This is a genomic window from Rhizobium album (assembly GCF_003122325.1).
In the GTDB taxonomy this organism is placed as follows: domain Bacteria; phylum Pseudomonadota; class Alphaproteobacteria; order Rhizobiales; family Rhizobiaceae; genus Metarhizobium; species Metarhizobium album.
In genome coordinates this window covers 119,116-132,217 of the sequence record NZ_QFBC01000004.1, presented here as the reverse complement: position 1 = coordinate 132,217, position 13,102 = coordinate 119,116, and the positions used below count along the sequence as shown (strand labels likewise).

14 protein-coding genes are annotated in these 13,102 nt (G+C 62.9%); all 14 read left to right on the top strand.

Going from position 1 to position 13,102, the window contains the following annotated elements; all coding sequences use genetic code 11:
* Positions 1–125: 125 nt before the first annotated feature.
* The 14 genes from trpS to metK all read left to right on the top strand — a co-directional run bounded on the left by trpS (position 126) and on the right by metK (position 13,097).
* Positions 126–1,190 carry a tryptophan--tRNA ligase gene (gene trpS / locus DEM27_RS11305; RefSeq protein ID WP_109458341.1) on the top strand — a complete coding sequence of 355 codons (1,065 nt, stop codon included), beginning with the start codon at positions 126–128 and terminating at the stop codon, positions 1,188–1,190.
* An 84-nt stretch (positions 1,191–1,274) separates the two neighbouring features.
* A complete protein-coding gene (locus tag DEM27_RS11300; RefSeq protein ID WP_109458340.1) occupies positions 1,275–1,766 on the top strand; it encodes a universal stress protein in 492 nt (163 codons plus the stop codon).
* Positions 1,767–1,934: 168 nt separating this feature from the next.
* A complete protein-coding gene (locus DEM27_RS11295) occupies positions 1,935–2,501 on the top strand; it encodes a NifU family protein (RefSeq protein WP_109458339.1) in 567 nt (188 codons plus the stop codon).
* A gap of 25 nt (positions 2,502–2,526) precedes the next feature.
* Positions 2,527–3,186 carry a tRNA (adenosine(37)-N6)-threonylcarbamoyltransferase complex dimerization subunit type 1 TsaB gene (gene tsaB / locus DEM27_RS11290; protein ID WP_109458338.1) on the top strand — a complete coding sequence of 220 codons (660 nt, stop codon included), beginning with the start codon at positions 2,527–2,529 and terminating at the stop codon, positions 3,184–3,186.
* A 6-nt stretch (positions 3,187–3,192) separates the two neighbouring features.
* Positions 3,193–3,687 (top strand): GNAT family N-acetyltransferase, encoded by a 495-nt coding sequence (locus tag DEM27_RS11285; protein WP_109458337.1) that lies wholly within the window; start codon positions 3,193–3,195, stop codon positions 3,685–3,687.
* A gap of 140 nt (positions 3,688–3,827) precedes the next feature.
* Positions 3,828–4,256: a Fur family transcriptional regulator gene (locus tag DEM27_RS11280; RefSeq protein ID WP_109458656.1), complete on the top strand. Its 429-nt coding sequence runs from the start codon at positions 3,828–3,830 to the stop codon at positions 4,254–4,256.
* 31 nt (positions 4,257–4,287) lie between these two features.
* Positions 4,288–5,085 carry a lyso-ornithine lipid O-acyltransferase gene (gene olsA / locus DEM27_RS11275; RefSeq protein WP_109458655.1) on the top strand — a complete coding sequence of 266 codons (798 nt, stop codon included), beginning with the start codon at positions 4,288–4,290 and terminating at the stop codon, positions 5,083–5,085.
* A 70-nt stretch (positions 5,086–5,155) separates the two neighbouring features.
* Positions 5,156–6,559, top strand: coding sequence for a tRNA (N6-isopentenyl adenosine(37)-C2)-methylthiotransferase MiaB (gene miaB, locus DEM27_RS11270; protein ID WP_109458336.1), 1,404 nt, complete (start codon positions 5,156–5,158; stop codon positions 6,557–6,559).
* 106 nt (positions 6,560–6,665) lie between these two features.
* Positions 6,666–7,721 carry a PhoH family protein gene (locus DEM27_RS11265; protein ID WP_109458335.1) on the top strand — a complete coding sequence of 352 codons (1,056 nt, stop codon included), beginning with the start codon at positions 6,666–6,668 and terminating at the stop codon, positions 7,719–7,721.
* Positions 7,722–7,738: 17 nt separating this feature from the next.
* A complete protein-coding gene (gene ybeY, locus DEM27_RS11260) occupies positions 7,739–8,245 on the top strand; it encodes an rRNA maturation RNase YbeY (protein WP_109458654.1) in 507 nt (168 codons plus the stop codon).
* A 12-nt stretch (positions 8,246–8,257) separates the two neighbouring features.
* Complete coding sequence (locus DEM27_RS11255) at positions 8,258–9,427, top strand: hemolysin family protein (protein WP_109458334.1); 1,170 nt, start codon at positions 8,258–8,260, stop codon at positions 9,425–9,427.
* Positions 9,428–9,523: 96 nt separating this feature from the next.
* A complete protein-coding gene (gene lnt, locus DEM27_RS11250) occupies positions 9,524–11,134 on the top strand; it encodes an apolipoprotein N-acyltransferase (RefSeq protein WP_109458333.1) in 1,611 nt (536 codons plus the stop codon).
* Between the two features lie 131 nt (positions 11,135–11,265).
* A complete protein-coding gene (locus DEM27_RS11245) occupies positions 11,266–11,685 on the top strand; it encodes a helix-turn-helix domain-containing protein (RefSeq protein ID WP_109458332.1) in 420 nt (139 codons plus the stop codon).
* Between the two features lie 173 nt (positions 11,686–11,858).
* Positions 11,859–13,097: a methionine adenosyltransferase gene (gene metK, locus DEM27_RS11240; protein ID WP_109458331.1), complete on the top strand. Its 1,239-nt coding sequence runs from the start codon at positions 11,859–11,861 to the stop codon at positions 13,095–13,097.
* Positions 13,098–13,102 lie beyond the last annotated feature (5 nt).

Here is a 13,102-nt window from a genome sequence, read left to right as displayed (position 1 = left end):
CAAGAAAGAGGCTTGCGGAAAGGTTTGTGCGCAGTCTCAAGAGTGTTACTGCGTCCTTTGCGCGTCCGGGGGACGCGCGACGCAGTAAGAGGCCCTCCACCAGCCTAATCGAGGACATCTAGATCATGGGTGAATTCCAGAAGCTCGTCTTCTCCGGCGTACAACCGACCGGCAATCTCCATCTCGGCAACTATCTCGGCGCGATCCGCAAGTTCGTCGCCCTGCAGGACGGCAACGACTGCATCTATTGCGTCGTCGACCTGCATTCGATCACCGCGCAGCTCGTCCACGAGGACCTGCCCGGCCAGATCCGCTCGATTGCCGCCGCCTTCATCGCCTCGGGCATCGATCCGGTGAAGCACATCGTCTTCAACCAGTCGGCCGTGCCGCAGCATGCAGAACTCGCCTGGATCTTCAATTGCGTCGCCCGCATCGGCTGGATGAACCGCATGACGCAGTTCAAGGACAAGGCCGGCAAGGACCGCGAGAACGCCTCGCTCGGCCTGCTCGCCTATCCCAGCCTGATGGCCGCCGACATCCTCGTCTATCGCGGCACGCACGTGCCCGTCGGCGACGACCAGAAGCAACATCTGGAGCTTGCCCGCGACATCGCCATGAAGTTCAACCTCGACTACCAGGCGCATATCCGCAAGGCCGGCTACGGCACGGATATCTCCGTCGGCGACGAGCCGGTGCATGCCTATTTCCCGATGGTCGAACCGCTGATTGACGGTCCGGCGCCGCGCGTCATGAGCCTGCGCGACGGCACCAAGAAGATGTCGAAGTCCGACCCGTCGGACCTGTCGCGCATCAACCTGATGGACGACGAGGACGCGATCTCGAAGAAGATCCGCAAGGCGAAGACCGATCCGGACGGCTTGCCGAGCGAAGCCGAAGGCCTGAAGGGCCGCCCGGAAGCCGACAACCTCGTCGGCATCTATGCCGCGCTTGCCGACAAGTCGAAGGCGGATGTGCTGGCCGAATTCGGCGGGCAGCAGTTCTCCGTCTTCAAGCCGGCGCTGATCGACCTTGCGGTCAACGTGCTGTCGCCGATCACCGGCGAGATGCGCCGCCTGATGGACGATACCTCGCATATCGATGCCATCCTGCGCGACGGCGGCGAGCGTGCCCGCGCCCGCGCCGAAAAAACCATGAAGGAAGTACGCGACATCATCGGCTTCCTGCAGTAATGTCCGAACCGTTTGGGCAGGCCGCCGGCGCCTGCCCAAATCGGATATTGCAATCCGCCCCCGTCCGGTGGCAAAGTTTGCAGCATGGTATCTACACGTCTTTCGCGTCTGGAAGGTCACAGGCGCAAGTTCATGGCCGTCATCGACGGCACGCCCGAATGTCAGCGCGCGGTGCATTATGCCGGGCGCCGCGCCAAGAATTCCAATGGCGGTCTCATCCTCCTCTACGTGATCCCGGAGGGCGATTTCCAGCAATGGCTGGGTGTCGAGGAGATCATGCGCGCCGAGGCGCGCGAGGAAGCGGAAGCCACCCTTGCCAAGGCGGCGCAGACCGTACGCGAAACCATCGGCATCGAGCCGGAAATGGTCATCCGTGAAGGTAGCGCCGCGGTGCAGATCGTCGGCCTGATCGAGGAAGACAGGGATATCGCCATCCTCGTGCTCGCCGCCGGTTCTGCCAAGGAAGGGCCGGGACCGCTGGTCTCGTCGGTTGCAGGGCGTGGTTCGGCTTTCCCCATTCCGGTGACGATCCTGCCGGATTCTCTGACAAATGAGGAAATCGACGCGCTTTGCTGACGCAGGCCGGCCACAAATGCCGGATGCGGGCTTGAAGCCAAATGCCGAACGTCTTATTTTTGAAGAATTCTAGAGCACGATCCGGCCGGAGCGAAACGAGGCCGAAACGATCGTGCTTCACATAAAACACGGCGGCCGCGCCTTGAACCGGTCCGCATGGAGAGAAAAATGTTCATTCAGACCGAAGCGACCCCAAATCCTTCGACGCTCAAGTTCCTGCCCGGCAAGGTGGTGATGGACGAGGGCACGGCGGATTTCCGCAATCCGAACGATGCGGTGGCCTCGCCACTGGCAACCCGGCTGTTTGCCGTTCCGGGCGTCACCGGCGTGTTCTTCGGTTATGATTTCATCACCGTCAGCAAGGACGGCGCCGAGTGGCAGCACCTGAAGCCGGCGATCCTCGGCACGATCATGGAACACTTCATGTCCGGCGCGCCGGTCATGGGTGCCGGTGCGCAGGCCGCTGCCGATCTCGCCGACGGCGAGGAGTTTTTCGACGACGGCGACGAGACCATCGTCGAGACCATCAAGGAGCTTCTGGAAACGCGGGTCCGCCCGGCCGTCGCCCAGGATGGCGGCGACATCACCTTCCGCGGCTTCCGCGATGGCACCGTTTTCCTCAACATGAAGGGTTCCTGTGCCGGCTGCCCGTCCTCGACGGCGACGCTGAAGCACGGCGTCCAGAACCTGCTGCGCCATTTCGTGCCGGAAGTCCGGGAAGTGGAAGCCGTCTGATGCCGTTTCTGCCGGAACGGCGCGGATGATCGTGCTCGCCCTCGATACGGCGGGGGTGAATTGCTCCGCCGCCATTTATGACAGCACGACCGGGACGGTTCTGGCCGAGGTGGTCGAAACCATCGGCAAGGGGCATGCCGAACGCCTGATGGCGATCGTTGATGATGCCCTAGCCGCCGCCGGCCTCGATCTGCAGCAGTTGCAGCGCGTCGCCGTGACCATCGGTCCGGGTTCCTTTACCGGCATCCGGGTCGGCGTGGCCGCGGCGCGCGGCTTTGCCCTCTCGCTCGGCATCGAGGCTGTCGGTGTGACGACGCTGGCCGCCCTTGCCGCCCGGCATCTGCAGGCGGCGCCTGGCCGAAACGTGGTCGTTGCCATGGATGCCAAGCGGGGCGAAGTCTATGCCCAGGTGTTTGCGCCGGATGGCCGTGCGCTGACCGATGCTGCGGAACTGGCGATCGCCGATGCCGCCGGCCTGCCTGGAAAATACGGCGCGGACACCACCGGTTCCGGCGCGCCATTGCTTCGGGGTGAGGCGGCTGGCGGAGAACCGGACAATTTTCCTATTGCTCTTGTGGCGCGACTCGCGGCAGAGATACCCGCAGGGGCGGAAAGACCAAGGCCGCTCTATCTCCGCGCTCCCGATGCCAAGCCGCAGTCGGGATTTGCCCTTTCCCGAGTGTAAGACGACGTGCTGGAAGCCTATCTCACCCGCAAGCCCGAATTCGAAATCGTCCAGATGGAAAGCGAGGATTGTCGCCTCGTCTCGACGTTGCATGGCGAGCGTTTTCCGCGGCCGTGGAACGACGGGGAATTCCACAGCCTGCTGATGCAGCCGAACGTCTTCGGTTTCGTGGCGCGCCAGCTCAACGGCTTCTTCAAGCCGCCGCTGGCCGGCTTCGTATTGACCCGCGAGGTGGCCGGCGAGGCGGAAATCCTGACCATTGCCGTCCATCTCAAGGCCGCCCGCTTCGGTCTCGGCTGGCGGCTGATGCAGGCGGCGATCCGCGAGGTTCGCGCCCGCGGCGGCGAGAGCCTTTTTCTCGAAGTCGATGACGGCAATCATGCAGCCCTTGGCCTTTATCGCAAGCTGGGTTTCCAGAAGGTCGGCGAACGGCCGGCCTATTACACCGACAAGAACGGTGTGCGGACAACGGCGCTTGTCATGAAGCGCGATCTTCGCTAGAGCAATCCGAGCAGGAACGCGGAGCGATCTTGCGTCCGGAATTGCGTAAAAACAAAGAGATAGGGCTTTCGAGGTGATCCGCTTTCACCGGAAAAACCCTGCCTGTGTTCGGATCGATGGATAAGGCAAGGCTCCAGGCCATGACAGACGTCTCAAAATCGCTCGAAGAGCTTTGCGCCGAACGTGGCATGCGCATGACCGACCAGCGCCGGGTGATTGCCCGGATTCTCGAAGAATCCGAAGATCATCCCGATGTCGAGGAACTGTACCGCCGCTCGGTGCAGGTGGACGCGAAGATTTCGATCTCGACGGTCTACCGCACGGTCAAGCTGTTCGAGGATGCCGGCATCATCGCCAGGCACGATTTTCGCGACGGCCGCTCGCGCTACGAGACGGTGCCGGAAGAACATCACGATCACCTGATCGACCTCAAGACCGGCGTCGTCATCGAGTTCCGCTCGCCGGAGATCGAGGCGCTGCAGGAGCGTATCGCCCGCGAGCATGGTTTCAAGCTCGTCGATCACCGGCTGGAACTCTACGGCGTGCCGCTGAAGAAGGACGACCGGTGACGGTCGTGGTGCCGGGATGCGGGAATCGGGCTTGATCAACTGGCTGCGGATCGGGTTTTCGCTCCTCGTGCTCGGCCTTGTCACGCTGGTGCTGCTGCCGGTCCATCTCCTCGCCATCCGTTTCGGCTGGAGGGTCAGCCGCCGCATTCCGCGGATCTGGCACAAGGTCGCCTGCTGGGTGCTCGGCATCCGCGTGCGGGTGCATGGCCGGATCGACCGTCGCCGGCCGCTGATGCTCGCCGCCAACCATGCCTCCTGGCAGGATATCCTGGTGCTCTCGTCGATCGCCGACGTTGTTTTCATCGCCAAGTCCGAGGTGAAGTCCTGGCCGGTCTTCGGCACCTTGGCGCGCTGGCAGCAGAGCGTCTTCGTGGTGCGCGAGGACAAGCGCCGCACCGGCGATCAGGCCAGGGAAATCGGCGACCGCATGGCGGGCGGGGAAATCGTCGTGCTGTTTCCGGAAGGCACGACCTCGGACGGCAATCGGCTGCTCGAGGTGAAGTCCTCGCTTTTCGGTGCGGCCGCCTCCGCCGTGCCCGGTTCTCCGACCGGCATGGTGCATGTGCAGCCCGTCGCCATTGCCTATACCGGCATCCACGGCATGCCGATGGGCCGTTATTCCCGGCCGATTTCGGCCTGGCCGGGTGATGTGGAACTGGTGCCGCACCTTCTCGACCTGATGAAGGCTGCGGCGATCGAGGTCGATGTCAGCTTCGGCGAGAGCATCGACTACACGGCCGAAAGCAATCGCAAGCATGTCTCGGCAACCGTCGAAAAACGCATCCGCCGTATGCTCTCCGCCTCTCTGCGTGGCCGTCCGGGCGCGTGACGCCGCAGATCAGCCGGTTTCCGGGCATTTTTTCGTTTTCACTTCGCAGAAAAGCCACTAAATAGCGGCCATGACCCAGGATATCGCCTCCCTCGACGCCCCGGACCTTCCCGTCCGTGACGGCAGCAACAGCCGCAAGGTTTTCGTCAAGACCTACGGCTGTCAGATGAACGTCTACGATTCCGGCCGCATGGCCGATGCACTCGCCCGCGACGGCTATGTGCAGACCGAAGACATGCAGGATGCCGACCTGGTGCTGCTCAACACCTGTCATATCCGCGAGAAGGCGGCGGAAAAGGTCTATTCCGCCCTCGGGCGCCTGCGCGACATGAAGAAGGAGCGTGCGGCCGAAGGCCGGGAGTTCATGATCGGCGTCGCCGGCTGCGTCGCCCAGGCGGAAGGCGAGGAGATCCTGCGCCGGGCGCCGGCGGTGGATGTCGTCATCGGGCCGCAGACCTATCACCGCCTGCCGGAGGCGCTGAAGCGCGCCCGCGCCGGCGACCGCGTGGTGGAGACGGATTATGCCGTCGAGGACAAGTTCGAGCACCTGCCGGCGACCGACAAGGCGAAGATCCGCGCCCGCGGCGTCACGGCCTTCCTCACCGTCCAGGAAGGCTGCGACAAGTTCTGCACCTTCTGCGTCGTGCCTTATACCCGCGGCTCGGAAGTGTCGCGGCCGCTGGCGCAGATCCTCGACGAGGCGAAGAAGCTGGCGGACGGCGGCGTGCGCGAAATCACCCTGCTCGGCCAGAACGTCAATGCCTGGCATGGCCAGGGCCGCAACGGCGAGAGCCTGACACTCGGCGACCTGCTCTACGAGCTGGCAACCGTTCCCGGCATCGCCCGGCTGCGCTACACCACCAGCCACCCGCGCGACATGGACGACCGGCTGATCGAGGCGCATCGCGACCTGCGCGTGCTGATGCCTTACCTGCACTTGCCGGTTCAGGCCGGTTCCGACCGCATCCTCAAGGCCATGAACCGAAGGCACACCGCGGCGGAATACCTGACGCTGATCGAGCGCATCCGCGCCGTGCGGCCCGATATCGCCATGTCGGGCGATTTTATCGTCGGTTTCCCGGGCGAGACCGACGCCGATTTCGAGGCGACCATGGCGTTGATCAAGACCGTGCACTACGCCCAGGCCTTCTCGTTCAAATATTCGACGCGTCCCGGCACGCCCGGCGCCGAACTAGGCGACCAGGTGGACGACGCGGTCAAGACCGAGCGGCTGGAGCGGCTGCAGGCGCTGCTTTTCGAGCAGCAGCGCGCCTTCAACGAAGGCTGCATGGACAAGGAGATCGACATCCTGCTCGAAAAGCCCGGCCGCATGCCGGGACAGCTCATCGGTCGTTCGCCCTGGCTGCAGTCTGTGAATGTTGATGCAAAAGCATCGCAAATCGGTGACATTATCAAGGTACGAATCACCGGGACCGGTCCGAACAGTTTGTTTTCCGAACTGGTCGCGGGGTGAAAGGGCCTCGCAACGGCGAAATATGAGGGGATTGCGCTGCAACACCTTCACAAACGGTCGGGCGAGGACTACCTTTCAGGAACCGAGATCAAAGGAGCCGTACCGCTTGAACGGACACGAATTGGTTACTTCTTCATCGCGCCAGTCCCGCCCGCCCGCGACAGACGCCAATCACTTCGTCCTGACGTTCGAGAACAACCGGCTTGCCAGCGAGCTCTTCGGTCAGTTCGACCAGAATCTGAAGCTCCTGGAAGCAAAACTCCAGATCACCGCTACCGCCCGCGGCAACTCCGTCGCCATTTCCGGTGACGTGCTCGCCACCAACCATGCGCGCCGGGCGCTCGATTTCCTCTATGACCGGCTGCAGAATGGCGGCTCCGTCGAATTGTCCGATGTCGAGGGCGCCATCCGCATGGCGCAGGCCGCCGACGACCAACTGACGCTGCCGACGATGGAGCGCAAGGCCAAGCTCACCATGGCGCAGATCTCGACGCGCAAGAAGACCATTTCCGCCCGCACCCCGACACAGGATGCCTATATGCGGGCGCTGGAGCGGCTGGAGCTGGTGTTCGGCGTCGGCCCGGCCGGCACAGGCAAGACCTATCTGGCGGTCGCCCATGCCGCGCAGTTGCTGGAGCGCGGCGCGGTCGAAAAGATCATCCTGTCGCGTCCCGCCGTCGAGGCTGGCGAGCGTCTTGGCTTCCTGCCGGGCGACATGAAGGAAAAGGTCGATCCCTACCTCCGGCCGCTCTACGACGCGCTCTACGACATGATGCCCGGCGACAAGGTGGAGCGGGCGATTACCGCCGGCGTCATCGAAATCGCGCCGCTCGCCTTCATGCGCGGCCGCACGCTGGCGAATGCGGCGGTCATCCTCGACGAGGCGCAGAACACCACGTCGATGCAGATGAAGATGTTCCTGACGCGTCTCGGCGAAAACAGCCGGATGATCATCACCGGCGATCCGAGCCAGATCGACCTGCCGCGCGGCGTCAAGTCGGGCCTGGTCGAGGCGCTGCAGATCCTCAAGGGTGTCGAAGGCGTCTCGGTGATCCGCTTCAAGGACGTCGACGTCGTGCGCCATCCGCTGGTGGCGCGCATCGTCAAGGCCTACGACGCGGAATATGCCGTCGTCGAAGAGAGCGAGCAGATGGAGCGGTGATGCCGGCTCCAGACACCATGCCGCAACTCGACATACAGATCAGCATCGAAGACGAGGCATGGCCTGATGAGGCCGTGCTGGAAGCGCTCTGCGCCCGCGTTCTGGGGGCTGCGGCGCAGTTTTTGGCGCGGGAAGAGATGCAGCCCTTCCCGAAAATGCCGCCGGAAGTCTCGCTCGTCTTCACCAATGATGCGGCCATCCGCGAAATCAATTCGGAATGGCGGGACAAGGACAAGCCGACCAACGTCTTGTCTTTCCCGGCTTTTCCGCTGGTTCCCAGCGGCAGGCCGGGGCCGATGCTCGGCGACATCGTCGTCGCCCGTGAAACCGTCGAGCGGGAAGCAGTTGACCTGGAGAAGAGTTTCGAGGAACATCTGACGCATCTGCTGGTGCACGGTTTCCTGCATCTCTTCGGGTACGACCACCTGGAGACGGAAGAAGCAGAAGCAATGGAAGCCCTGGAGACTCGCATTTTGGCGTCTCTGGGCCTATCTGACCCCTATGCGGGTCAGGACCCGGTTTGACAGTTTGGAACGATGAGCGATTTTTCGATAAGACCGGCCCGAGAGGCCAAAGATGACGGGGACGCCTCCTCGTCTGACGAAGGCCACAGTCCGCAGCGAGCGGAAACGAGCCAGAAAACAACCACCTCCTTCTGGGCGCGTGCGGCGCGCCTGCTGCGTCCGGCGCAGGCTTCGCGATTGCGCGAGGACATCGCCGATGCGTTGATGACCGACGCGGTCAGCAACGACGTGTTTTCGCCCGAGGAGCGGGCGATGCTGCACAATATCCTGCGCTTCCGCGAGGTGCGCGTCGAGGACGTCATGGTGCCGCGGGCCGATATCGAGGCGGTGGACCAGACGATCACCATCGGCGAACTGATGATCCTCTTCGAGGAATCCGGCCGTTCGCGCATGCCGGTCTATGCCGATACGCTCGACGACCCGCGCGGCATGGTGCATATCCGTGACCTGATGTCTTACGTCGCCAAGCAGGCGCGCAACAAGCGCCGCTCGGGCCGTCCTGTGGCCAGCGCCGCCCCTCCGGGGGCCGAGAAGGCCGAAAAGCCGGCACGCACACCCAGGGCGGCTTTCGATCTCGGCCGCGTCGATCTCGATAAGCCGGTGGCGGAAGCAGGCATCATCCGCAAGATCCTCTTCGTGCCGCCGTCGATGCTGGCGTCGGAACTGCTGCAGCGCATGCAGGCCAACCGCACCCAGATGGCCCTGGTCATCGACGAATACGGCGGCACCGACGGCCTCGTCTCGCATGAGGACATCGTCGAAATGGTGGTCGGCGACATCGAGGACGAGCATGACGACGAGCAGGCGCGCTTCACGCGCCTTTCCGACGACGTTTTCCTTGCCGATGCCCGCATCGAACTGGAAGAGATCGCCGAGGCGATCGGATCGGATTTCGACGTTCACGAGCAGATCGAGGATGTCGATACGCTGGGCGGGCTGATCTTTTCCGAACTCGGCCGCATCCCGGTTCGTGGCGAGGTGGTGCAGGCGGTGCCCGGCTTCGAGTTCCACATCATGGATGCCGATCCGCGCCGCATCAAGCGCGTCCGCATCACCCGCAAGCGCGCCGCCGCCCGCCGTCGTGAAAAGGTCGGCGAGGAGGAGGGCATCGGCGGCATCCTCGACACGCCACCGTCGATTGCCGATCCGCATGCGGCGACACCACGTCCCCCGGAGCTCTGAGAGATCCGGGATTGACGTCAGCCCTCACGACAAAAGCTCCGGATTTTGAAAGACTGCCTGCGAACTGATTCGGGACAATCAAATTCGGGGTAGAGTGTGCAGCGGCTGGCAGGCAGGATCATGCTTCTCTGGGGCGTCAGGCGCGCCCTTCTGGCATTGGCGGCGGGGGCATTCGGCGTGCTGGCATTGCCGCCATTCAATGTCTTTGCCGCCCTCTTCGTGTCTTTCACCCTGCTCGTCTGGCTGATCGACGGCGCGACGGGCAATCCGGCGGGCAGTATCTTCAGCCGGCTTCGTTCGGCCTTCTGGACCGGCTGGCTGTTCGGCTTCGGCTATTTTGTCGCCGGTCTCTGGTGGCTCGGCCATGCGCTGATGATCGACGCGGAGGAGTTTGCCTGGGCGCTGCCGCTCGCCGTGTTCGGCCTGCCCGCCTTCCTGGCGCTCTATTACGGCCTGGCCGCCGTCATCGCCCGTATTCTCTGGTCGGACGGCATGGGGCGCATTGCGGCGCTGGCGCTCGGTTTCGGCCTGGCCGAATGGCTGCGCAGCTTCCTGGCCACCGGTTTTCCCTGGAATGCGGTGGGTTATGGCGCGATGCCGGTGCCGGTGATGATGCAGTCTGTGCATGTCATCGGGCTCTTCGGCGTCTCGACGCTGGCGGTGTTCGTCTTTGCGGCACCGGCGCTTTTGGGAACGCGGCGCGGCCTTGTGCCGGGCATCGGCCTCGCAGCCCTGCTGTTTATCGCCCATTTCGGTTACGGTGCCTATGTGCTGAACCAGCCGGAGCCGCAGAACCCGGAGCCGGCGGTCACCGTGCGCCTGGTGCAGCCGATGATCGACCAGGCGAAGAAGATCGACGATACCGAACGCGATTCGATCTTCGAGGAACACCTGGCCCTGTCGGTCTCGCCGCTCAAGGAGGGTGAGAAGCGCCCCGATATCATCGTCTGGCCGGAAACCTCCGTGCCGTTCATCCTCACCGAAAACGAGGATGCACTGACCCGGATCGCCGATACGCTGCAGGACGGACAGGTGCTGATTGCCGGCGCCGTGCGCGCCGAAGACATGGGTCCGGGCCTCGAGCCACGCTATTACAATTCCGTCTATGCCATCGATGACAAGGGCCAGATCGTCAGCGCATCCGACAAGGTGCACCTGGTTCCCTTCGGCGAATACCTGCCCTTCGAGGATCTGTGGCGCAGTCTCGGCGTCGACAAGGCGATCGCGGACATGCCTGGCGGCTTTTCGGCGGCCGCGCGCCGCAGGCTGCTGACGCTGCCGGATGGCCTCAGTTTTTACCCGCTGATCTGCTACGAGGCGATTTTCCCGGAAGAAATCACCCCCGAGATCGGCAAGGCCAGCGCCATCCTCAATGTCACCAACGACGCCTGGTTCGGTGATACGCCCGGCCCCTACCAGCATTTCCAGCAGGCCCGGATCAGGGCGGTGGAAGAAGGGGTGCCGTTGATTCGCAGCGCCAACAGCGGAATTTCCGCCGTCATCGATGCCCGGGGGCATATCGTCGCCGGATTGGACTTCAATCAAAAAGCCACAATTGAAGCTACCATGGGTGGCAAGGTGGCGAGTTCCTTCGATGCCGGTTCGAGAAAGAATAACTTTTGGTTGATAATCTTTGGTGCTACCTTGATTGCAGGAATCTCGCGTCAAGGTTTTATCAAGGGCAGTGAATTGACCAAAAACCCCTAGAATTGCATAGTGCCGGCGACCGGTATCGATATCGCGTGCTGCAGGCGATTGTATTCTATGTGCGACGGGCGTTAGGGCCTCCTGGGGGGCGACCGGAGTTTTGGCCGTGGGAACTTTTTTAGGAAAATCTAATGATCGAGAATAAAAAGAAGCCGAACCCGATTGATATCCATGTCGGGAGCAGGATTCGTCTCCGGCGCACAATGCTGGGCATGAGCCAGGAGAAGCTGGGTGAAAGCCTGGGCATCACCTTCCAGCAGATCCAGAAATATGAAAAGGGCACGAACCGCGTCGGTGCGAGCCGTCTGCAGAACATTTCCAGCATCCTCAACGTGCCGGTCGCCTTCTTCTTCGAGGATGCTCCCGGCGAGCAGCAGACGTCTCCGGGCGGCTTGGCGGAAGCGTCGAGCCCGAACTACGTGGTCGATTTCCTGTCCTCCTCGGAAGGGCTGCAGCTCAATCGCGCCTTCGTCAAGATCGCCGACCCGAAGATCCGCCGCAAGCTCGTCGATCTGGTCAAGACCCTGGCCGCGGAAGCCGATTCCGAATAAGCCGAATTTCCGTCCCGACGCGCAGCGGTCGATTTTGGCCGCTGTTTGCGTTTTTATGCGGTTTTTTGCTAAATTTCAGCGCATATAAAGATATATTTATGTCCTTCTGTTCTTGTCTTTCGACGTCGAACTGACTAACAACTGCAAGGCCTATTCTTTGAGGGGAATCCCGCATGCGCGCTAATTATCTGTTCACCAGTGAGTCTGTTGCCGAAGGTCACCCGGACAAGGTTTGTGACCGTATTTCCGACGAGATCGTCGATCTGGTCTACCGTGAAGCTGCCAAGACCGGTGTCGATCCGTGGAGCGTCCGTATCGCCTGCGAAACGCTGGCAACCACCAACCGCGTGGTGATCGCCGGTGAAGTCCGCCTGCCGCCGAGCCTGCTCAAGGCCGATAAGGACGGCAACAGCGTCATCAACCCCTCCAAGTTCAAGTCCGCGGCGCGCAAGGCCATCCGCGACATCGGCTACGAACAGGCCGGTTTCCACTGGAAGACCGCCAAGATCGACGTGCTCCTGCATTCGCAGTCGGCCGACATCGCCCAGGGCGTCGACAGCGCCGCCGACAAGCAGGGCGACGAGGGGGCCGGCGACCAGGGCATCATGTTCGGCTACGCCTGCCGCGAAACCCCGGAACTGATGCCGGCGCCGATCTATTATTCGCACCGCATCCTGGCGCTGCTCGCCGCCGCCCGCAAGAAGGGCGAGGGCGATGTCGGCAAGCTCGGCCCGGATGCCAAGAGCCAGGTGACCGTGCGCTACGTCGACGGCAAGCCGGCCGAAGCGACCTCCATCGTGCTCTCCACCCAGCATCTCGACGAAAGCTGGGATTCGGCCAAGGTCCGCTCGGTCGTCGAACCCTACATCCGCGAAGCGCTGGCCGATCTCAAGATCGCCGACGATTGCAACTGGTACATCAATCCCACCGGCAAATTCGTCATCGGCGGCCCCGATGGCGACGCCGGCCTCACCGGCCGCAAGATCATCGTCGACACCTACGGCGGCGCTGCCCCGCACGGCGGCGGCGCCTTTTCCGGCAAGGACACGACCAAGGTCGACCGTTCGGCCGCCTACGCCGCCCGTTATCTCGCCAAGAACGTCGTTGCCGCCGGCCTCGCCGACCGTTGCACCATCCAGCTTTCCTACGCCATCGGCGTCGCCCAGCCGCTGTCGGTCTATGTCGACCTGCACGGCACCGGCAAGGTGAGGGAAGACCAGGTGGAAGACGCCATCCGCAAGGTCATGGACCTGTCGCCGTCGGGCATCCGCCGCCACCTCGACCTCAACAAGCCGATCTATGCCAAGACCTCGGCCTATGGCCATTTCGGCCGCAAGGCCGGCCGCGACGGCTCTTTCTCCTGGGAGAAGGTCGACCTTGCCAAGGCATTGAAAGAAGCAGTGAAGGACTGATCGAT